18 protein-coding genes and 1 other annotated feature are annotated in these 21,920 nt (G+C 55.5%); of the genes, 8 read left to right on the forward strand and 10 right to left on the reverse strand.

What is annotated here, in order from left to right; genetic code table 11:
* Positions 1–52 precede the first annotated feature (52 nt).
* The 3 genes from dnaX to C3F35_RS06375 form a co-directional block, all read right to left on the reverse strand.
* Positions 53–1,987 carry a DNA polymerase III subunit gamma/tau gene (gene dnaX, locus C3F35_RS06365; protein WP_059308596.1) on the reverse strand — a complete coding sequence of 645 codons (1,935 nt, stop codon included), beginning with the start codon at positions 1,985–1,987 and terminating at the stop codon, positions 53–55.
* Positions 659–723: a sequence feature (DnaX frameshifting element), on the reverse strand. (Overlaps the previous gene by 65 nt.)
* Before the next feature lie 88 nt (positions 1,988–2,075).
* Entirely contained in the window at positions 2,076–2,627 is a 552-nt protein-coding gene (apt, locus tag C3F35_RS06370; RefSeq protein ID WP_000127359.1) for an adenine phosphoribosyltransferase, read from the reverse strand.
* 152 nt (positions 2,628–2,779) lie between these two features.
* Positions 2,780–3,157, reverse strand: a complete 378-nt coding sequence (locus C3F35_RS06375; RefSeq protein ID WP_032616872.1) for a DUF454 family protein — start codon at positions 3,155–3,157, stop codon at positions 2,780–2,782.
* 50 nt (positions 3,158–3,207) lie between these two features.
* On the opposite strand from C3F35_RS06375, the gene priC reads away from it, so the two are divergent.
* On the forward strand, positions 3,208–3,735 hold the full coding sequence (gene priC / locus C3F35_RS06380) for a primosomal replication protein N'' (RefSeq protein ID WP_077226233.1): 528 nt from the start codon (positions 3,208–3,210) through the stop codon (positions 3,733–3,735).
* A 12-nt stretch (positions 3,736–3,747) separates the two neighbouring features.
* A complete protein-coding gene (rsmS, locus tag C3F35_RS06385; RefSeq protein WP_032616870.1) occupies positions 3,748–3,906 on the forward strand; it encodes a pleiotropic regulatory protein RsmS in 159 nt (52 codons plus the stop codon).
* 49 nt (positions 3,907–3,955) lie between these two features.
* Here the strand turns inward: rsmS and mscK are convergent, their stop codons facing one another.
* Together mscK and acrR are read right to left on the reverse strand one after the other, a co-directional pair.
* A complete protein-coding gene (gene mscK, locus C3F35_RS06390; protein ID WP_103791844.1) occupies positions 3,956–7,303 on the reverse strand; it encodes a mechanosensitive channel MscK in 3,348 nt (1,115 codons plus the stop codon).
* A gap of 108 nt (positions 7,304–7,411) precedes the next feature.
* Positions 7,412–8,065 (reverse strand): multidrug efflux transporter transcriptional repressor AcrR, encoded by a 654-nt coding sequence (acrR, locus tag C3F35_RS06395; protein ID WP_103791843.1) that lies wholly within the window; start codon positions 8,063–8,065, stop codon positions 7,412–7,414.
* Positions 8,066–8,207: 142 nt separating this feature from the next.
* Between acrR and acrA the strand changes: the two genes are divergently transcribed.
* The 5 genes from acrA (at position 8,208) to C3F35_RS06420 (ending at position 14,410) form a co-directional block, all read left to right on the forward strand.
* A complete protein-coding gene (gene acrA / locus C3F35_RS06400) occupies positions 8,208–9,401 on the forward strand; it encodes a multidrug efflux RND transporter periplasmic adaptor subunit AcrA (RefSeq protein WP_032616867.1) in 1,194 nt (397 codons plus the stop codon).
* 22 nt (positions 9,402–9,423) lie between these two features.
* Entirely contained in the window at positions 9,424–12,564 is a 3,141-nt protein-coding gene (acrB, locus tag C3F35_RS06405) for a multidrug efflux RND transporter permease subunit AcrB (protein ID WP_103791842.1), read from the forward strand.
* A 490-nt stretch (positions 12,565–13,054) separates the two neighbouring features.
* Positions 13,055–13,447 (forward strand): Hha toxicity modulator TomB, encoded by a 393-nt coding sequence (tomB, locus tag C3F35_RS06410; RefSeq protein ID WP_032616865.1) that lies wholly within the window; start codon positions 13,055–13,057, stop codon positions 13,445–13,447.
* A gap of 8 nt (positions 13,448–13,455) precedes the next feature.
* Positions 13,456–13,674 carry an HHA domain-containing protein gene (locus C3F35_RS06415; protein ID WP_032616864.1) on the forward strand — a complete coding sequence of 73 codons (219 nt, stop codon included), beginning with the start codon at positions 13,456–13,458 and terminating at the stop codon, positions 13,672–13,674.
* Between the two features lie 271 nt (positions 13,675–13,945).
* Positions 13,946–14,410: a YlaC family protein gene (locus C3F35_RS06420; protein WP_032616863.1), complete on the forward strand. Its 465-nt coding sequence runs from the start codon at positions 13,946–13,948 to the stop codon at positions 14,408–14,410.
* Between the two features lie 59 nt (positions 14,411–14,469).
* Here C3F35_RS06420 and ykgO read toward each other — a convergent pair whose 3' ends face one another.
* A complete protein-coding gene (gene ykgO, locus C3F35_RS06425) occupies positions 14,470–14,610 on the reverse strand; it encodes a type B 50S ribosomal protein L36 (RefSeq protein ID WP_103791841.1) in 141 nt (46 codons plus the stop codon).
* Between the two features lie 265 nt (positions 14,611–14,875).
* Here ykgO and C3F35_RS06430 point away from each other — a divergent pair, with 265 nt between their 5' ends.
* Positions 14,876–16,444 carry an EAL domain-containing protein gene (locus C3F35_RS06430; RefSeq protein WP_103791840.1) on the forward strand — a complete coding sequence of 523 codons (1,569 nt, stop codon included), beginning with the start codon at positions 14,876–14,878 and terminating at the stop codon, positions 16,442–16,444.
* A 32-nt stretch (positions 16,445–16,476) separates the two neighbouring features.
* On the opposite strand, the gene C3F35_RS06435 is transcribed toward C3F35_RS06430, so the two are convergent.
* From C3F35_RS06435 to yczE, 4 genes are all read right to left on the reverse strand, one after another.
* Positions 16,477–16,830: a DUF1428 domain-containing protein gene (locus C3F35_RS06435; protein ID WP_059308601.1), complete on the reverse strand. Its 354-nt coding sequence runs from the start codon at positions 16,828–16,830 to the stop codon at positions 16,477–16,479.
* A 59-nt stretch (positions 16,831–16,889) separates the two neighbouring features.
* Complete coding sequence (locus C3F35_RS06440) at positions 16,890–19,976, reverse strand: beta-galactosidase (protein WP_103791839.1); 3,087 nt, start codon at positions 19,974–19,976, stop codon at positions 16,890–16,892.
* Positions 19,977–20,082: 106 nt separating this feature from the next.
* Complete coding sequence (locus tag C3F35_RS06445) at positions 20,083–21,156, reverse strand: LacI family DNA-binding transcriptional regulator (protein ID WP_103791838.1); 1,074 nt, start codon at positions 21,154–21,156, stop codon at positions 20,083–20,085.
* Positions 21,157–21,232: 76 nt separating this feature from the next.
* A complete protein-coding gene (gene yczE, locus C3F35_RS06450; protein ID WP_032616857.1) occupies positions 21,233–21,841 on the reverse strand; it encodes a membrane protein YczE in 609 nt (202 codons plus the stop codon).
* Between the last annotated feature and the right edge of the window lie 79 nt (positions 21,842–21,920).

The raw sequence follows: 21,920 nt of genomic DNA on the forward strand, positions 1-21,920 counted from the left end.
GGCTTCTCTCTTCTTTCACGTTAAAGATAACAACCGTAAGTCAGACTCACGATCAAATGGGTCGAATACTCTCTTCATCCAGTTCTGCATCAAAGTAACGCTGCAGGGTCTGAATGTTATTATCCGCGATAATCGACTCACGCGCCTGCGCGAGTTTCTCTTCATAGATGGCCTGACGCCACTCCAGCGGCGTTCGCACCGCCGGATTATCATCTTCAATGATGGTCAATTCAACAGGCGCACCCTGTAATGTGGAGAGCGCCTCAGTCAGGACCTGTTGGGCACTTGCTGAGTTCAGATGGCGCTGGCCTGAACGCAGATGCAGGCAGATCCGGTTGCCGTCCTGTTCACGCCAGGCATTCAGGGCAACCTGCTCCACCAGCTTGGGCAGTTTTAACTGACTGACCTCAGCCGCCCAGGCATCACGCTCCAGCGACTCCCCGGCAAGCTTAGCGGCCAGTTCCGGGGTTTTCTCGTGCTCCAGCGCCTTTTTCAGCGCTTTCGGCGTGGCGACTTCCACCTTCACCTCTTCGGTGACGGTGGTCGCTTTCCAGCGATAGGCCTCTTTCTTTGCCGGAGCCTGTGGCTCAGACGTGACCGAGGTAGAACGCGACTGCACGCGCTCCGAGACCGAGGCCAGACGTTCAAGCGCGGCGTTATTTACCGGCCGCGCTCTTGCAGGCGCTGCCGGTTCACTCTTTTTTGGCTTGGTTGCTCCCTGCGCGCGTTGCAACTGATTGCGGGCGGCGAGTACCGAACTGGTAGCATCCGACAGCGGCACATCGTGGCGCGGCAGTGGCGGTGCACTCTGCTGCACGGGAACCTGCGGCGGCGTCATCACTGCCGTAGGGGCGACCGGCGCGAAAGAGGGTTGCGGCACCTCGGGTTCCGGCAGCGGCATTCGCGGATGGAACGCCAGCGCGCGCAGCAGGGTCATTTCCACGCCCATGCGGCGATCCGGTGCAAAAGGCAGCTCTTTGCGACCAATTAACAGGGTTTGATAGTAGAGCTGCACGTCGGTTGGCGGGATAGTACGCGCCAGTTCGCGCATGCGCTGCTCAATCGCGGCCATGTCCGGCCCCAGCGCAGCCGGGGAGAGCTGTATCATCGCAATGCGGTGCAGCAGGCTAAGCATCTCAACCAGCAGGGCTTCCCACTCGATGCCGCGCGCCGCTGAGGCGTTGACTAACGCCATCACTTGCTCGCCGTTGGCCTCGACCACCGCCTCAATCAGCGACAGGGCCTGATCGTCGTCCAGGGTGCCGAGCATGGTGCTGACCGCAAGCGTCGTCAGCTGCCCATCACCGCTGGCAATGGCCTGATCGGTGAGGCTGAGCGCATCGCGCAGGCTGCCGTCAGCGGCACGCGCCAGCAGCTGCAGGGCACGCGGTTCGTGCGTCACCTGCTCTTCATTCAGAATATGTTCAAGCTGATCGCGGATCTGCCCGACGTCCAACGCCTTCAGATGGAACTGCAGGCAGCGGGATAAGATGGTCACCGGCAGCTTTTGCGGATCGGTGGTCGCCAGCAGGAACTTGACGTGTGCAGGCGGCTCTTCCAGCGTCTTCAGCAGGGCGTTAAAGCTGTGGCGCGACAGCATGTGCACTTCATCGATCAGATAGACCTTGAAGCGGCCGCGCGCCGGGGCGTACTGGACGTTATCCAGCAGATCGCGGGTATCTTCAACTTTCGTGCGCGAGGCGGCATCGATCTCAATCAGATCGACAAAGCGCCCCTGCTCGATTTCACGGCAGTTGTCGCAGACGCCGCACGGCGTGGCGGTGATCCCGCTTTCGCAGTTGAGGCCTTTCGCCAGTAAACGGGCAATAGATGTTTTACCGACGCCGCGGGTGCCGGAAAAAAGATAGGCGTGATGGATACGTCCTAGCGATAAGCCGTTCGCCAGGGCGGTCAGCACATGTTCCTGGCCGACAACGTCAGCAAAGGTTTGGGGTCGCCATTTACGGGCTAACACCTGATAACTCATGGGCAGGCTCTGCAACGCTGGAAGGTGGATAATCAGGGGGTAATGCTAACACAACCTCACCCGTTGGGCGAGGTTGCGGGCGGGAGGATTAATGTCCCGGGAAAGGCACGAGGCTGTAGCTGGTGATGCCCTGTTTTTCCAGGCGCTGTTCGCCACCCAGATCGAACAGGTTGATGATGAAGGCCGCATCGGTCACTTCGCCACCCAGACGACGGATCAGCTTCACGGTCGCCTCAATGGTGCCACCGGTTGCCAGCAGATCGTCAACCACCAGCACTTTGTCGCCAGGCTTGATCGCATCAACATGGATCTCAAGCTGGTCGGTACCGTACTCAAGCTCGTAGCTCTCAGCGATGGTTTCGCGTGGCAGTTTGCGCGGCTTACGCACCGGCACAAAACCAACGCCCATTGCCAGCGCAACCGGGGCGCCAAACAGGAAACCGCGGGCTTCGGTGCCGACAACTTTGGTGATCCCGGCGTTTTTGTAACGCTCGACCAGCAATTCAATGCTGAGGGCGTACGCTTTCGGGTCTTCCAGCAAGCTGGTGACATCACGGAAAAGAATGCCAGGTTTTGGATAGTCCTGGATACTTTTGATGCTGTTTTTAAGGTATTCAAGCTGCTGCGCAGTTGCGGTCATAAATGGATGCCTGATGAAAACGGTGTTACTCACGGAGCGGAGAGATGGTCGGTCAAAATAACAATTGCTTAACCTTTGACCAAGCCTGCCCGTGCTCGAAAACGGTCGAATTTACTGGCTGCGCACAAGAATTGCAACAGCCAGTCTGAGGATTATTGCTTTTGTTGCTTTCCATCAACTACGGGCATCCGCCACATGAAAATCAGCAGGCACGCGAGGATAGCCAACAGCAGGATCCGCACCCACATAATTTTTACCATCCATAATGAAATGGCGAAGGTGACGAGGATCACCGCAATGGCCCGCGGCTTCGCGCCGGGCGGCATGGCGCGGTACTGTTGCCAGTGGCGCAGATAGCCGCCAAACCATGAGCGGTACAGCAGCCATTGGTGAAAACGCGGAGAAGAACGGGCGAAGCACCAGGCTGCCAGTAATATAAAGGGGGTGGTTGGCAGAATGGGCAAAACGACGCCCAGCGTGCCGAGCACTACCGCTAGCCAGCCAATGATGATTAAAATAGTACGCTGCATAATGCGATTCGTTATCAAACTGAACGGCTACTGTACCACTGGAGAGCGGATTGAAAACAGCCTTGCTTTTACAGACGCTGCAAAATCAGCTGACGTCCCTGCGTACGCAGGCCGCCCCCCTGATGCAGCACGCTACGCTAAAACCGCGCTTTGACCGGCAGCTGTTTCGTACCCGCAGCACAGTGATGAAAGATTATCTTGATGAAGCTCAGGCCAATCTTGATGAATTGGGTCATGCGGTAGAGAAGGCGCAAACGGAGCAGGTCAACTGGCTGGCCACCCATCTGGCGGAGCAGATCGCCGCCCTGCACAGGGAGATTGCCGCCTGGCCTTTACGGGTCTGGGACAGTGCTTCTGCCGGTGCGACAAAATGGCAGCGCAAGCGGCTGGAGCATCAGGAGTTTGAGCGGCGGCTGTGTGAAATGAAGTCTGAACGCGAGGCGCGGCTGAACCAGGCCGAAACGCTGGAAGAGCAGCAGATACTGATGCGCGAAATTACTGCGCTTGAGGGGCGGCTTGAACGCTGTCGCAAGGCACTGGATGATATTGAGCGCGTGATTGCGCGTCTGACCCGTTAACAGGAGTAGTGTGTGTCACTGGAAAACGCCCCCGATGAAATAAAGCTGGCGGTTGATCTGATCATGTTGCTGGAAAATCATGACATCCCGGCCGAGACGGTGCTGAAGGCGCTGGAGATTGTGAAGCGGGATTTTGAGGGGAAAATCGACGCCGCTTCCCCCTCACCCTAACCTTATTCCAAAGGGAGAGGGAATCTGATCCGCCCTCCCCTTAAGAAAATCATGCCGGTGTTGGGTCATCCCCCTTCACTTCACGTTTCACTTCTGTGTGCTCGTCGCCCTTCTCATTGCGCAGATGCACTTCAAGCTGGTTGAACGCGATGTTGATGTTGTTCTCACGGCACAGACGCTCAATGGTGCGGTTCAGTTCATCCACGGTGTAGCTGCGGTCACGCAGTTCACGCACGTACAGACGCAGTTCATGATTCAGCGTACTCGGGCCGAAGGTGGTAAAGAACACGGCCGGCTCAGGATCGTGCATCACTTTCGGATGATCCATCGCCGCTTTCAACAGCACTTTTTTCACCGTATCCAGATCGGAACCGTAAGCCACGCCCAGACTGATCACCACGCGGGTGATGGTGTCGGAGAGCGACCAGTTGATCAACCGCTCGGTCACGAAGGCTTTGTTCGGGATGATCACCTCTTTACGATCGAAATCCGTAATAGTGGTGGCACGAATACGGATCTTGCTGACCGTTCCCGAGAAGGTGCCGATGGTCACCGTATCGCCGATGCGCACCGGGCGCTCGAACAGGATAATCAGACCTGAAACGAAGTTACCAAAGATCTCCTGTAAACCGAACCCAAGACCTACCGACAGAGCCGCCGCCAGCCACTGCAGTTTGTCCCACGAGACCCCGAGCGAACCGAAGACGGTCATCGCGCCCGCCACCAGAATCACATAGTTCAGAATGGTGGTGATGGCGTAGGAGGCCCCCTGGCGCATATTCAGGCGCGAGAGTACCAGCACTTCCAGCAGGCCTGGCAGGTTGCGGATCAAGGCCCAGGCCACTACCGCCGAAACCAATGCAAACAGCAGGCTGCCCATGGTGACGTTTTTCACCACTGCCGCACCGGCTTCAGTGCCGCTGTAGTGCCACAGGGTAATGCTGTCGAGATAGGCAAAGACGGTAATTAAATCAGACCAGATGGCCCAGAACATCACGCCGAACAGAGCGATCATCACCAGCATGGTAATGCGCAACGTCTGCTGGTTGACCTGCTCGAGGGCGATGGTCGGCTCCTCCTGCGGCTCCGCGCCTTCGGCTCCCTCTTTTACCATATTCTGCCGACGCGCCAGGGCGCGGCGATAGGCGATACGACGGGCGGCCACGCTCAACCCGCGCAGGACGGTCTGATACAGCAGGTTCCAGAGGATCACCAGATAGACGGTTTCAATCCAGCGGCCCGACAGACGCAGGGTGGTATAGAAATAACCGGTAGCCGTGAGCACCATCAGCGCCACCGGGATAATGGACAGCACGGTGACCGTCGCCAGGCGAATGGAATGGGACTCTTTATCGCGCCAGCTGTCGCGGCACATCGGCCACATAAGGATGGCGATCACCAGCAGGTTAAGCAGAATAACGAACTGCCCCAGCACGTCATCCATCAGATGCAGCGGAGAGAGTTCCGCCACCACCGACCAGAAGTGCAGTGGCAACAGCGCGAGGCTCACCCGCACGATCTGGCGTCGCCAGTGGCTGGTGAGCTGGGCAGGCATATTAAAGTGATTCACCGCCACGCCGTCTTTTTCCAGCACTTTCCAGCACAGGCCAAACACCAGCCAGAACAGCGCCAGTTTTTTACTGAAGGCCCACAGCAGATCGCTGATGTTGAGCTGCATGGTGAGCAGGATCAGCCCCGCCGCCAGAATTAACAGGCAGACCGGCAGAGCGCGGATCAGATCGATAAGAATGGCTTTCGGGGTATGAAGCTGGCTGTCATTACGCAATTGCCCTACTTCATTCGCCAGTTTCGCCTGGTACTTTTTCAGCCAGCCGAGACGCCAGCGGATCAACCCGGCAATCAGCAACAGCGGCAGACCCGCAAGGAAGGCAAAGGCCACCGCCGGACCGGCTTTTTCCCAGTTAACGGTGATTTTCATTCCTTTGATCTGGTCTTTCAGCATCCCCGGGAAGGATTTGATCCAGTCCCAGTCCATCGGTTTGTTGCTGTTTACCCAGAAGATCTGCTGGGTGAGGATCTCCTGCAGGCTTTTGGATACGCTCACCAACTGCTGCTGGTTGATCTGCAGGTTAATGGCCATCATCAGCTGATTACCCAGCTGTTTATTCAGCTGATCGAGCAGCTCGCGGCGCATGTCTACCACCTGCAGCAACGCATCGTGGACTTCAGCGTTGACGTCGCTGCTGTGCCCCTCTTCCACTTTGGCGACGAAGGCATCGCTCTGGAACAGCGCATCGCGCTGCTGGTTGACCTCGAACTGTTCGAGACGCAAATCCGCAATGCGGTTGGTCATGTCCTCCAGTTCATCGGCGGAGGGTAAAGTCTGCTGCTGCTGATAGAGGATACGCGACAGCAGCAGGCTGCCTTTCAGGACGGCGATCTGCTCTTTGATGTTGCGCTCAGACTGCAGGGCGCGATCCAGCCAGTTTTTGACTTTGATGTTCCGCTGAACCAGCGAGTTGCCGTTTTCAGTGGCCGTTATCAAGCGCTGGCTGAGCTGATGGTTGGCATCCAGCTCTTGTTTCACCAGCGGGTTTTCCTGGATACGCGCGGTTTCGTCCGGGTTAACGGCTTCCTGCGCGGTTTTCTCCGTCAGGGTGAGTCGCTTGCTGTTGACCGCTTCCTGCAACAGCTGTAGCTGATGCTCCAGACGGTTAATGTTGGCGGTAACATAGTCGCGCTGTTTTTGCAGGGTATCCTGCAGCACGGTGTTACCTTCCAGACTCTTACGCTGCTGTTCGATCTGGGCATTGAGCAGCTGCTGCTGCGTCAGGAGTAAGGTTTGCTGCGTGGGGCGTAACGCCGCTTCGCCCGCAGAGGTGCCGTTCAGGCGATTGCGGATCTGCTGCAACTGCTGAGATGCCGAATACATCGCATTCTGCACGCGCTCCGGCTGGGTTTGCAGGGAAACCAGTTGGCTATTGTAAGTGGCGAGATCGTTTTGTGCGGTTTGTAAATCGTCGAGCAGTTGCGCCACGCGCAGTTCCAGCTGACGCAGCGACAAGGTCGCCAGCGTTTTGCGGGTTTCCGCATCGTTATCGACATCACTCAGCGCGTTAAGGCTCTCGGTCGCCTTACGCATCATCTCAGGCGCTTGCGCCACCTTCTGGCGTAACTGCGTAGTTTCCGCTTTGACCCGCTCGAGCTTGTCGAGGGTCTCCAGGGTTTCCGTCAGATCCTGCTGGACCAGCTTGTCCTGCGGAGTAAGCTCTTTCTGTTTGCTCAGGGCATCAAGCTGGCTCTGCACATCTGCCCGGGTAGGCATGTCGCTGCTATTATCGGCACGCGCAAACGCAGCCGGTGAAGCCATCAACGAGAGAAAGAAAACCAGAATAAAAGCAAAGATGGGATGCTGTTTGCGTGTGTAGTGCAACATAGTTATGTGTAATTCGTGTGATGAATACCAAAAAGACCGGCGTGAAGAATATCACGGCAATCGGGTGCAAAATAGCATCAACGCGTGGCTCCCGGACAATTCCTGGGATCAGGCATGGAGCGAGTCTGGCTGCGCGCGCAGCGTAGGGCAGAACTGGTACATCTCCAGCAGGATTTCCACATAATCACGGGCTTCACGTTGCAGATCAAAAGACTGGGGAGCAAAAAGCCAGTTTTCCATCAGGCCGGAAATATAGCTGCGCATCAGGATGGCGGCGCGGCGGGTTAATAAATTGGCAGGTAACATGTGGGCTTTAATACAATGCAATAGGCTCTGTTCAATACGATCGTAACTCTCCAGACAAAGACTGCGCTGTGCCTGTTGCACTACCGCCATTTCCCCGACAAACTCGCATTTGTGGAAGATAATCTCCATCATCAGGCGGCGGCGTTCTTCTATAACTGTAGCCTCAAGGATATAGACCAGAATCTCTCTTAAAACTGAGAGTGGATCGTCGGGGAATTTTGCCTGATACTCAGTCTCGAGATCCCCAATATTGGATTCTGAAAGCTCCCAAATTTCACCAAATAAATCTGACTTATTTTTGAAATGCCAGTAAATCGCTCCACGGGTTACTCCCGCCGCCTGAGCAATCTGTGCCAGCGAAGTGGAAGAAACACCCTGTTGCGAAAACAAGCGCAAAGCTACATCAAGGATGTGCTGGCGTGTCGCAAGTGCTTGTTGTTTGGTTTTTCGTGCCATACCCAGGTGAATTTACAGGAGTCAGATTTACATACATTTATGAATGTATGTACCATAGCACGACGATAATATAAACGCAGCAATGGGTTTGTGGACGCGTGATCCATTGATCAATTTGAAATCGGAAACTCGAGGTTTACATATGAACAAAAACAGAGGGTTAACGCCTCTGGCGATCGTTCTGATGCTCTCAGGCAGCTTAGCGCTTACAGGATGTGACGAAAAACAGGCTCAACAAGGGGCTCAGCAGGTGCCAGAAGTTGGCGTCGTGACGCTCAAATCCGAACCTCTCCAGATAAAAACAGAATTACCCGGCCGAACCAGCGCTTACCGCATTGCTGAAGTGCGTCCACAGGTGAGTGGCATCATCCTGAAACGTAATTTTACGGAAGGCGGCGATGTTAAAGCCGGTGAATCTCTGTATCAGATTGATCCCGCTACCTATCAGGCTAATTACGAAAGTGCAAAAGGCGATCTGGCTAAAGCCCAGGCTGCGGCAAAAATTGCCCAGCTGACCGTCAGCCGTTATCAGAAACTGATTGGCACTCAGTACATCAGCCAACAGGAATTTGATAGCGCCCAGGCCGATGCTCAGCAGGCAAACGCTGCCGTTACCGCTGCGAAAGCCGCCGTTGAAACCGCACGTATTAACCTGGCTTATACCAAAGTGACGTCGCCTATCAGCGGCCGCATTGGTAAATCGGCAGTGACCGAAGGTGCCCTGGTGCAGAATGGCCAGACTACCGCACTGGCCACTGTGCAGCAGCTTGACCCGATCTATGTCGATGTTACCCAGTCGAGCAATGATTTCCTGCGTCTGAAACAGGAGCTGGAGAACGGCACCCTGAAGCAGGAAAATGGCAAAGCGAAAGTGGAGCTGGTCACTAACGACGGCATTAAGTTCCCACAGGCCGGCAGCCTCGAGTTTTCTGACGTGACGGTCGATCAGACCACCGGTTCTATCACCCTGCGCGCCATCTTCCCGAACCCGAACCATACGCTGTTACCAGGTATGTTTGTTCGCGCAAGCCTGGAAGAAGGGACTAACCCAACCGCACTGCTGGTTCCACAGCAGGGTGTGACCCGTACGCCGCGCGGCGATGCCAGTGCAATGGTCATTGGCGCTGAAGACAAAGTTGAAGTCCGCCAGATCACCGCAACCCAGGCAATTGGCGACAAATGGCTGGTTACCGAAGGTCTGAAAGATGGCGATCGCGTCATCATTACCGGTTTACAAAAAGTTCGCCCGGGCGCCCAGGTTAAAGCGCAAGAGGTCACGTCTGACAATCAACAACAAGCCTCCGCAGGCGGCCAGTCAGAACAACCTAAGTCTTAACTTAAACAGGAGCCGTTAAGACATGCCTAATTTCTTTATCGATCGCCCCATTTTTGCGTGGGTGATCGCCATAATCATCATGCTAGCCGGGGGACTTGCGATCCTGAAGCTGCCTGTCGCGCAATATCCAACTATTGCGCCGCCAGCAATTTCAATCGCCGCAACCTACCCAGGGGCTGATGCCAAAACGGTGCAGGACACCGTAACTCAGGTTATCGAACAGAACATGAACGGTATCGATAACCTGATGTACATGTCCTCCAACAGTGACTCCACCGGTACGGTGCAGATCACGCTGACCTTCGAATCCGGTACGGATGCGGACATCGCTCAGGTTCAGGTGCAGAACAAACTGCAGCTGGCGATGCCGTTACTGCCGCAAGAAGTACAACAGCAGGGTGTGAGCGTGGAGAAATCCTCCAGCAGCTTCCTGATGGTTGTCGGCGTTATCAACACCAACGGCACCATGACGCAGGAGGATATCTCCGACTACGTGGGCGCCAACATGAAGGATGCCATCAGCCGTACTTCAGGCGTGGGTGACGTGCAGCTGTTCGGTTCTCAGTACGCGATGCGTATCTGGATGGATCCGAACAAACTGAACAACTTCCAGTTGACGCCAGTTGACGTGATCACCGCGATTAAAGCGCAGAACGCCCAGGTGGCAGCCGGTCAGTTAGGCGGCACGCCGCCGGTGAAAGGCCAGCAGCTGAACGCCTCAATCATCGCGCAGACCCGTCTGACCTCGGCAGATGAATTCAGTAAAATTCTGCTGAAAGTGAACCCGGACGGTTCCCAGGTTCGCCTGCGTGATGTGGCGAAGGTAGAGCTGGGCGGTGAAAACTATGACGTTATCGCCAAGTTTAACGGCCAGCCGGCATCCGGCCTGGGGATTAAGCTGGCGACTGGCGCTAACGCCCTGGATACCGCTACCGCGATCCGTGCCGAACTGAAGAAAATGGAACCTTTCTTCCCGTCAGGCCTGAAAATCGTTTACCCGTATGACACCACGCCATTCGTGAAAATCTCCATTCACGAGGTAATCAAAACGCTGGTCGAAGCGATTATCCTGGTGTTCATCGTGATGTACCTGTTCCTGCAAAACTTCCGTGCGACGCTGATTCCAACCATCGCCGTGCCGGTCGTTCTGTTGGGGACGTTTGCGATCCTCTCGGCCTTTGGCTTCTCGATAAACACCCTGACGATGTTCGGGATGGTGCTGGCGATAGGCCTGCTCGTGGATGACGCCATCGTCGTGGTAGAAAACGTCGAGCGTGTCATGTCCGAAGAAGGACTGCCGCCGAAGGAAGCTACCCGTAAATCGATGGGTCAGATCCAGGGCGCGCTGGTCGGTATCGCCATGGTGTTGTCGGCGGTATTTATCCCGATGGCCTTCTTCGGGGGTTCTACCGGTGCGATTTATCGTCAGTTCTCGATCACTATCGTCTCGGCAATGGCCCTGTCGGTACTGGTTGCGTTGATCCTGACCCCTGCACTGTGCGCCACCATGCTGAAACCAGTGGCCAAAGGCGATCACGGCGAGAACAAAAAAGGCTTCTTCGGCTGGTTTAACCGGATGTTCGATAAGAGTACGCACCACTACACCGACAGCGTAGGCAATATCCTGCGCAGCACCGGTCGTTATCTGCTGCTCTATATCATAATCGTGGTGGGTATGGCGTACCTGTTCGTTCGTCTGCCAAGCTCCTTCCTGCCGGACGAAGACCAGGGTGTCTTCCTGACCATGGCCCAGTTGCCAGCGGGTGCATCTCAGGAACGTACCCAGAAAGTGCTGGATGAGGTGACTAATTACTACCTCACCAAAGAGAAAGCCAACGTTGAATCGGTGTTTGCGGTTAACGGCTTCGGCTTTGCGGGTCGTGGCCAGAACACCGGTATTGCCTTCGTTTCTCTGAAAGACTGGGCTGAACGTCCGGGCAAAGAGAACAAGGTTGAAGCCATTACTGGCCGCGCGATGGGCACCTTCTCGCAGATTAAAGATGCGATGGTCTTTGCCTTTAACCTGCCTGCGATCGTCGAGCTGGGTACGGCAACCGGCTTTGACTTCCAGCTTATCGACCAGGGCGGTCTGGGCCATGAAAAACTGACTCAGGCGCGTAACCAGTTGTTTGGTGAAGTTGCCAAGCATCCTGAGCTGCTGGTAGGCGTGCGTCCGAACGGTCTGGAAGATACGCCTCAGTTCAAAGTGGATATCGATCAGGAAAAAGCACAGGCGCTGGGCGTTTCTATCAGTGACATCAATACCACACTGGGCGCGGCCTGGGGCGGTAGCTACGTCAACGACTTCATCGACCGCGGTCGTGTGAAGAAAGTGTACGTGATGTCTGAAGCGCAGTACCGTATGTTGCCGAACGATATCAACAACTGGTACGTTCGCGGCAGTGACGGACAGATGGTGCCATTCGCCGCCTTCTCCACTTCACGCTGGGAATACGGCTCGCCGCGTCTGGAACGTTACAACGGTCTGCCATCAATGGAGATCCTGGGTCAGGCGGCACCGGGTAGAAGTACCGGTGAGGCCATGAACCTGATGGAAGAGCTGGCGCAAAAACTGCCAGCAGGCATCGGCTACGACTGGACGGGCATGTCCTATCAGGAACGCCTGTCCGGCAACCAGGCTCCTGCCCTGTATGCCATCTCGCTGATTGTGGTATTCCTGTGTCTGGCAGCGCTGTATGAAAGCTGGTCGATTCCGTTCTCGGTTATGCTGGTTGTGCCACTGGGGGTTATTGGTGCCCTGTTGGCGGCCACGTTCCGTGGGCTGGGTAACGACGTGTACTTCCAGGTGGGCCTGCTAACAACCATTGGCTTGTCGGCGAAGAACGCGATACTTATCGTGGAATTCGCCAAGGATCTGATGGATAAAGAGGGCAAAGGGCTTATCGAAGCCACGCTGGAAGCGGTGCGTATGCGTCTGCGTCCGATTCTGATGACCTCCCTGGCATTTATCCTCGGGGTTATGCCGCTGGTAATCAGCTCGGGTGCAGGCTCCGGTTCGCAGAACGCCGTAGGTACTGGCGTAATGGGCGGGATGGTCACCGCAACCGTACTGGCCATCTTCTTTGTTCCGGTCTTCTTTGTGGTGGTACGTCGTCGTTTCAGCCGTAAATCTGAAGACGTCGAACACAAACATTCGGTGTAAGACCACCCGGAATGTGCTGTTAACAGTTAAAAAGGCCGCTAATGCGGCCTTTTTTTTGGCAATTGAAAATCATAAAATAAGCTTATTGGCGATTTATATATTTTATGTCACCTTTAAACCACTTCTCATATTTAACCTAATCCTCTTACACAAATTCTCACTTTCTTGCGTTGCTTCTTAGTTATTAAGAGTATTCCTGGTGTTTTTTGTTTACGATGGCGCGTAATAGCGCTTTTGAAATGGTCTTAACATCGAGTCGGGAGATAAGAGACCGGGGGCAACTGGAAAAACAATATATAACAGAGCGTCTGCCTAAACCTTTACCCTCCGGCGTAATTGTAATTTTTCGTAATAGCGCGGTGAAATCCTAATCAGAGTAGATTATAGTTAATGGTAAGACGCATACAGTAGTCGTTGACGCTAAGTCAGTTGTACCCTTCCCGACAACGATGTTCGGTGAGTAAAAAATCACTCAAAAAGGGGATGCGCTATGGACGAATACTCGCCTAAAAGGCAAGATATTGCACAGTTGAAATTCCTTTGTGAATCCCTGTACCATGACTGCCTTTCCAATCTCGATGAAAGCAACCATGGCTGGGTCAATGACCCTACTTCTGCCATTAATTTGCAGTTAAACGAGTTGATTGAGCATATAGCAACCTTCGCGCTTAATTATAAAATTAAGTATAACGAAGATAATAAGTTGATTGAGCAAATTGACGAATACCTGGATGACACTTTTATGTTATTCAGCAGCTACGGCATTAATGCACAGGATTTGCAAAAATGGCGTAAATCGGGCAATCGGCTTTTTCGTTGTTTTGTCAATGCAAGCAAGGCTAACCCGTTAGCTTCGCCAGTTAAAATTATTACAAACAATTAGGTGACTTTATGTCTGATAAACCCTTAACCAAGACAGATTATTTGATGCGTTTGCGACGCTGTCAGTCAATTGACACCCTTGAACGTGTGATTGAGAAAAATAAATACGAGCTTTCTGATAATGAGTTAGCAGTATTCTATTCTGCAGCCGATCATCGTCTGGCTGAACTCACTATGAATAAGCTGTATGATAAAATCCCGACAGCCGTGTGGAAGTTTGTACGCTGATTGGGTGATTCACACGCCGAAGAGCATCACACTGCATTAGACGTTTAAACACTGCTTTCTACCACCAGCATGAGTTCCTCACCCGTATGGGCGACCGTTATCGCCCAACGGAGACGCTGCCTCGTACTGAACAGACTAACCGCTTTATCTAACCCGCCCTTTTCTGGCAACTGTTATGTTTTTTCTTAGCCTAACTGTTACTATCCACAAACATTGTGGTCACTTAAAATATACAGATCCCCGTTTTAAGTGATTTGAGAAAGGGCAGAAGATGACCGAGATACAACGCCTGCTTACCGAAACCATTGATGACCTCAATGTTCGAGAAAAGCGTGACAACAGACCGCGCTTTAGCATCAGCTTTATTCGCAAACACCCGGGTCTGTTTATCGCCATGTACGCCGCCTGGCTGGCAACGCTGGTGGTGATGCTGCAATCGGAGACGCTGATCGGTTCCGTCTGGCTACTGGTGGTATTATTCGTCGTCTTTAACGCCTTCTTCTTTTTTGACGTTAATCCGCGCTACCGCTACGAAGATATTGATGTGCTCGATTTTCGCGTCTGCTACAACGGTGAGTGGTACAACACGCGCTATGTGCCCAACCAGCTGATCGAGAGCATCCTGCACTCCCCCCAGGTTGAGTCACAACAAAAAGAGAAACTGCAAAAAATGATCGCCACTAAAGGCGAACTCTCTTTCTACGACGTCTTTACCCTTTCCCGCGTATCTGCCTGAAGCCTGTCCCGGCCTGCCGCCTATAGCCTCGCTGTAAGCGGCAAGCCTGCTGTCCTGCTCTACCGTTTCTTCTTACGTCCCTGCACGGCCTTGAACCGCGGATTGGATTTGCATATCACATACAGCCGACCTTTGCGTTTAACGATCAGGCAATCTTTATGACGTTTTTTAGCACTGCGCAATGAATTGAGGACCTGCATATTTACCCTTATCGAAGTGAATTGTTATAACATAACAATTAGCATATCCGAGTGGAGGTGCAAAAACAACCCACGACGGATAAGCGCCTCCTCAACTCTTCGCCCTTCGTTAATCTCGCCTAAAATATTTTTATTCGTGCGCCCGGTTGCTAAATGAAATCAATGGCAGGGGCGTGCTATAACACTACAATGCAGCGTGGCTTTCCGTTTTAATGTCATCGACTTGTGCGCCCCTCGCCCGGCGTAATAAAAAGGAAACAGGAGCATGACAACCCGACACCTGGTTAGTGTGGTGACCTGCGTACTCGTTATTGCAGTGCTTGTTCCTGTCTGCCTCAGCGTCTGGCTGGCACACAGTAATGCGGAAGATAAGTTTGTTGAGGACCTGAACAGCTACGCTTCCCGCGTCCAGATCCGTACCGACCGAGTGATTACTCAGGCCAAATCTGCGTTAAACGAAATGCAGTCCTTCAAAGGGATCCCCTGTAGTCGCGAACATACGCTGATGATGCGCCGCACCGCATTCTCCTGGCGTTATATTCAGGAAATGCTCTACGTTGACGATCTCAAGCCACGCTGCTCTTCGCTGGAACAAGAGAGCCAGACTCCCTCTTTTCCACCCGCACTGCGGATCACCCCCGATGGCTATCGGGCCTGGGTGACTTCGCACAACGATTTAAATGTTAATCGCTATATGGCCGCTATTGGCACAGGGCATTATATCGTAATGATCGACCCGGGCTCGCTGATCGACGTGATCCCCTTTGGCTCCTGGCCGATCGACGTTGCCCTGGTCGGGATCCGGCGCAATATCGTTTTCGCCAGCAGCAACAGCCTGGATATGCAGGTGTTCAACGAAATGCAGCGGACTAACAGCATGCATTTTCAACATAACGGTGCGATGTATAACGTGCACAATGTGCCCGACCTGGGTTTTGCCATTGTGACGTGGGCGTCCCTGAAACCGTTAAAAGAGAGCTGGCATCACCAGCTTTATTTTTGGCTGCCTTTTGGCATTTTGATCAGCTTGCTGACGGCCTGGTTTATATTGCGCGTGTTACGCCGCCTGCAATCGCCCCGGCATCGCCTGCTGGATGCCATCAATGCCCGGGAGATTCAGGTGCATTTCCAGCCAATTGTTGCATTAAACAGCGGCAGATTAACCGGTGCAGAAGCGCTTGCCCGCTGGCCACAGCCGGACGGCAGTTACCTGTCACCTGATATTTTTGTTTCGCTGGCAGAGCAAACTGGCCTGACAAACTCGCTAACGACTCTGATCATTGAAAAGGTATTTGAAGAGATGGGCGAGTGGTTGCGCCAGCATCCTGGCCACCATATCTCGATTAACCTTGCCCCGGCCGATTTGATATCGGGTAGCGTACTCCCGCTGCTGAGCCGTCTTCTGAATCAATGGAAGCTCCACCCGTCTCAGATTGCGCTTGAGCTTACCGAGCGGGGGTTTGCCGATCCTACCGTCAGCGCACCCGCCATCGCCAGCTTCCGCCGTGCTGGGCACGCTGTCTATATCGACGATTTTGGCACTGGCTATTCCAGCCTCAGCTACCTGCAGGATCTGGATGTCGATACCCTGAAAATCGATAAATCTTTCGTGGACGCGCTGGAATACAAGAATGTGACGTCACATATCATTGAGATGGCCAGGTCGCTGAATCTCGATATGGTAGCGGAAGGGATTGAAACCGAGGGCCAGCTGGCATGGCTTCGCCGCCACGGTGTGCAGTACGGCCAGGGCTGGTTTTTCAGTAAAGCGCTGCCGAAAGAGGCCTTTATTCAGTGGGCAGACAACAATCTCGATCCGGAATCACACAACTAGCGCCCGGCGGAGTGTACCGCCGGGCATTATAATTATTCATCCAGCAGCGGCGAGAAGCCGCCATAAATCATACGCTTGCCGTCGAACGGCATTGCGTCGCCAAACGCTTTCATTCTGGGATCGTTCATCATCTTCCGGTTTGCTTCATCGCGAACCTCTCTGGAAGGATATTCGATCCAGCTGAAGACCACTTCTTCGTTCTCTTCCGCCTTCACCGCCAGGCGAAAGTCCGTTAATTTGCCGTCGGGGACATCATCTGCCCAACACTCTACGATGCGAAGCGCGCCAAATTCTTTAAACAGCGGCGCGGCTTTCGCGGCCATCTCGCGATAAGCCTCCTTATTATTCGCGGGAACGGCAACCACAAAACCATCGACATACTTCATCAGATAAACCTCCGAAGTGAATGTGCGGCCACATGGTGTGACCGCATCAGCGATTAAGTTTAGTTCTGTTGCCAGCTAAAGGCGTAACGTACCTTTTTCTCCTGCAGGATAAATTCCGGCGACACGCTCGGGCTCCAGGAGTCGTCGCCCCCAACGCCCATATGAAACGCATCCAGGTTCAGCCAGCAGCCAGGCTCTTCCCGTAACAGATGGTGATGGGAGGTCTCGCGCAGCTGCGTCTGGCTGTAACGGCTCACCCCAAAGTGGAAATCGCCATCCAGCTGATGCTGCCCCAGCGTCAGTTGCCGGGTATTGCAGCGCAGGCCGTTTTCGGTCGGGAAAATATAGGGCGTATGCAGCGCCGCAAGCGGCAACTCCCAGCGGCCCTGCCGGGCGGCAAGTTTGCGATCCGGATAGTTTTCATAAGGCCCAAGCCCACACCAGTTCACGCTCTGTGGCACCTGCGCCAGCTGACAGCTCAGCCCGATACGCGCCGGCTCCGGTATGTCGCTCGCCACCTGCACCTCAATATCGCCATACAGTACACCCTGGCTGTCGATGCGCCAGCATTTGCGGCTCAGGAATAGCACCTGGTTGTCATGCTCCCAGGCATGCAGGGTGGTGATCGCCACCGCCTGCGCCAGCTGCTCGCCGTCGCACTGCAAAAGACGCGGCGTCAGACTGTACATCCCCGCCGCCTTCCAGCGTTCCACCCAGGCATTGGGATCGATACGGGTCGCTTCACTGACGCCGATATCGTTATCCAGCGGGGCGCGGGTAAAGTTGTCGGTCAGCGGCGCGAGCAGCGTCGTCTCCCCCTGCCGCCACCACTGGGTCAGATCACCGGTGGCGCGGTTAAACTGCCAGCGCTGCTGTTGATGGGTTACCACCAGCGCGTCATCTTCGCGCATGAGCTGTGGTGCCACCCCACCAGCTTTCGTTGGTGCGACAAGTAACGGGACCGGCAGCGGCCATTGATCCCAGGCACAGAGATGATTTTCCGCAGACCACGGCGTGGCCGCGGGCTGGAACACATCCACATTCAGCCACAGTTCACCCTCTGCCGGTGTGCCCTGCGGCAACGCGATCTCCAGTCGTTGCGTACCTTGCGCCGGGATGTTAAGCGCCACCACCTCAGAGGCCAGCACCTCGCCATTACGCAGCACTGACCAGCGCAGATGCTCGTTGTCGGTATTGCGGAAGAGATAATCGCTCTGTACCTCCACCACCAGCGGGGAATGACTCACCAGGGTAAAGGTAAAGAATTGCTGGGCGCGCTGGGCCTCATACAGAGCCGGATGCGGCGTGCGATCGGGGAAGACTAACCCGTTCATACAGAACTGGCGGTCGTTGGGTTTATCGCCAAAGTCGCCGCCGTAGGCCCAGAAAGGGTTGCCCTGTTCGTCATGCTTCGTCAGCGCCTGGTCCACCCAGTCCCAGACGAAACCGCCCTGCAGACGAGGATGCTTGCGGAAAGCCTCCCAGTATTTAGCGAAACCGCCAAAGCTGTTGCCCATCGCGTGGGCGTATTCGCAAAGGATCAGCGGACGTGTCTCGTCCGGCATGCCGATCCACTTCTTAAGCGACCATTTCGGTACCGCCGGGAAGGGCTGATCCTGATCGACGCGGGCATACATCGGGCAAACAATGTCAGTTGCAGCGGTGTTGGCCCCGCCGCCCTCATATTGCACCGGACGGGTCGGATCCGTCGCCTTCACCCAGCGGTAAAGGGCATCGTGGTTAGCGCCGTGACCGGACTCATTGCCCAGCGACCAGATGATAATCGACGGGTGATTACGATCGCGCTGCACCATGCGGGTAACGCGCTCGCTCATGGCAGGCAGCCAGCGCGGATCGTCGGCCAGACGGCTCATCGGCACCATGCCGTGGGTTTCGATATTGGCTTCATCCACCACGTACAGCCCGTAGCGGTCGCACAGGCGATACCATAGCGGGTGGTTAGGATAGTGCGAACAGCGCACGGCGTTAAAGTTATGCTGCTTCATCAACGCAATGTCGCGGCGCATGGTGGCTTCGTCCATCACCTGCCCGTGCTCAGGGTGATGTTCGTGGCGGTTAACACCGCGGATCAGCAGCGGCTTACCGTTGAGCTTCAGCAGACCGTTGCTGATTTCGACCCGACGAAAACCGACATCGCAGGCTTCAACGTCCAGCACCTGGCCCTTCTCGTCGCGCAGCACGAGGGTTAACCGGTAAAGGGCGGGGATTTCAGCGCTCCACAGGGCCGGTTGATCCACCCTGAGGGAGACATTCACTCTCTCCTGCCAGTGACCACGCTCATCAACAATGGCCGAGCCGGGCGTACCGGTTGCGCTGGCGATACACTCCCCTGCCCGCCACAGATTCACGTCGATCTTGCAGTTCGCGTAGTCGGCTCCCCCGAGGGTCAGTCCAAGCTGGAGTTGAGCGCGATCATAATCGGCGTTCAGTTCGGTGACCACATGGTAATCGGCAATATGGGTGTCGGGTTTGTGCAGCAGGGTGACATCGCGGAAGATGCCGCTCATGCGCCACATATCCTGATCTTCAAGGTAGCTGCCGTCACACCAGCGAAGCACCATCACCGCCAGTCGATTGCTGCCCGGGCGCAAGAAAGCGGAAATATCAAATTCCGCGGGCAGACGGCTGTCCTGGGAATAGCCGACCCACTGTCCGTTGCACCACAGGTAAAAGGCCGAGTTGACGCCTTCAAATACCAGCCGCGTCATGCCGCTCTCCAGCCAGCTGGCATCCATATCGAATGTGAGCGAGTAACAACCGGTTGGATTCTCTGCCGGTACAAACGGCGGATTCACCGCAATGGGATAGGTCACGTTGGTGTAGATCGGGGTATCGAAGCCCTGCATCTGCCAGTTGGAGGGAACGGGCATGATCACCGCATCCGCACAATCTTCCTGCGTCCAGCTATCGGGAACGCGCTCTGGCGCGGCAAAGAAGCTAAATTTCCAGTCACCGTTCAGCGAGCGAACGGCAGGTGAATCACCCTCCTCCCGCGCCGCCTGCTCGTCACGCCAGCCGCTGAGCGGCACATGGGCAGGGAGGCGATTCCATTGCGTGACGCCGGGGTTTTCCCAGTCACGGCGGGCGAGAAGTGCGCTGAGAGTCAGCGGATCAGAATGGGACATAGTTACCTCTTTTGCGAAGCGCTCACAATTTTCAAACTACAATGCCCTGTCGGGGGAACAGGGTAAAGCGGGAGAGCGTCATGAAGCGATGGGGATCACAAAAGCGTTATCGGCGCGCCAGTTGTTCAGCCAGTACAGCCAGCGATTTTAGCTGCTGGGCCAGCTCTTCACTGCTCTGCGGGATCCCTTCCCGGGCGGTGGAGTGACGTTCGATCAGGGATACCGGAAGACGGGTTTGCGCAGGTGCCTGCCCGACGATGCCCTGCTGCGCCAGCAGCCACTCTACGCTGCGCAACCCCGCCTCGCGGAAGGCCTGACGAATGGTGGTCAGCGGCGGGGTAAACCATGCGCTGTCGGTGGTATCGTCAAACCCGACTACCGAGAGCTGGCCCGGAACGCTAATGCCCTTATCGGCGCAGGCGCGCATTACACCGAGCGCCATCTGGTCATTAGCCACCAGGATCGCCTGCGGAAGCATGGCACCCGCCAGCAGCTGATGGCCTTTCTCGTAACCCGAGGCGGCGCTCCAGTCGCCCTCGGCGATGGCACAGGGTTCCACCCCCGCCGTCGCCAGCGTCGACAACCAACCCGCCAGGCGCGCACGCGCCGACACAGAACGTTGCGGCCCACCGAGCAGGGCGATCCGCTGATGGCCCAGCGCCAGCAGATGCTGCGCGCCAAGGGCTGCCCCCTGTCCGGCATCAAACACCAGGCTGTGCACCCGGGCAGTGGGCGAGACATCAAGAAAGAGCACCGGCACCGGAACGGCCTGCGCCTGGAGGCTTTCTGCCTGTTCGTCCTCCAGCGGCACGTTAACCAGCAGTCCCTCTACGCGCTGCGCCAGTAGCTCCTGGACCGCCGCCAGGCACTGCTGCGGATGTTCGACCATCGAGATCAACACGCTCGCCCCGCGCTCGCCTGCACGGGTCTTGACCGCAGAAGCAATCTGCGAGGGGGCATGCAGGGCCAGATCGGTGGTGATCAGCCCCAGGGTGCGGGTGCGTTTCCCGGCCAGCTGCTGTGCCCCGCGGTTGGGGACATAGTGCAGTTCGGCCATTGCCTGCTGTACTTTCTCCCGGGTCCGGGCAGAGACATGCGCCGCATCATTAATGACACGTGAGACGGTCTGATAGGAAACGCCCGCCAGGCGGGCAACGTCGTAAAGGGTTATGGCTTTCATGCGCGTCGCGTTGCAAGGAGTGATGCACGTATTTTGTCATAACCCACCGCACAAAGCATGTGAGCGCTTCGCAAAATCAAACAACGCGCTCAGGCTGCGGGGCTAACATACGCGGCTTCTGACGAAACCACGGCAGGCAGATCTGGATCAGCGGGCCGATGCTTAAGGCATAGAGCACGGTTCCCACGCCAAACGTGCCCCCCAGCACGCATCCTGTCAGCAGGACTGACACCTCAATCGCCGTGCGCACGCTGCGAACCGACCAGCCGGTGCGGGCGTTGATCCCGGTCATCAGGCCGTCGCGCGGCCCGGCACCAAACCCGGCGCCAATGTACATGCCGGTCGCCAGCGCATTGACGATCACCGCGCTGACCAGCAACAGGCTGCGCACCATCAGGGAGTCGATAGCCGGAATGAACCTTAGCGCGACATCGGCGGCCAGACCAATGGCAATCACGTTACTGATGGTGCCGAGGCCGGGGCGCTGTCGCAGCGGGATCCACAGCAGTAGCACCAGCACGCCGGTGAGAATAATGACTGTGCCAATATCCATTGCCAGCAGTTTAGCCACCCCAAGGTGGAAGACATTCCACGGATCGGCACCCAGATCCGAACGTATAAACATCGCCGTTGACAGGCCATACAGGCTTAATCCGACGTAAAGCTGAAGTAATCGACGCAGCATAATCTTTCTCCGGTTATCTCGACTTTCATCATCACCTGAAATGGCACTATGATTAATGTCCAGTTTTGAAAAAGTGGAC

The sequence above is a fragment of the Leclercia sp. LSNIH3 genome (assembly GCF_002935105.1).
GTDB classification, from domain to species: Bacteria; Pseudomonadota; Gammaproteobacteria; order Enterobacterales; family Enterobacteriaceae; genus Enterobacter; species Enterobacter adecarboxylatus.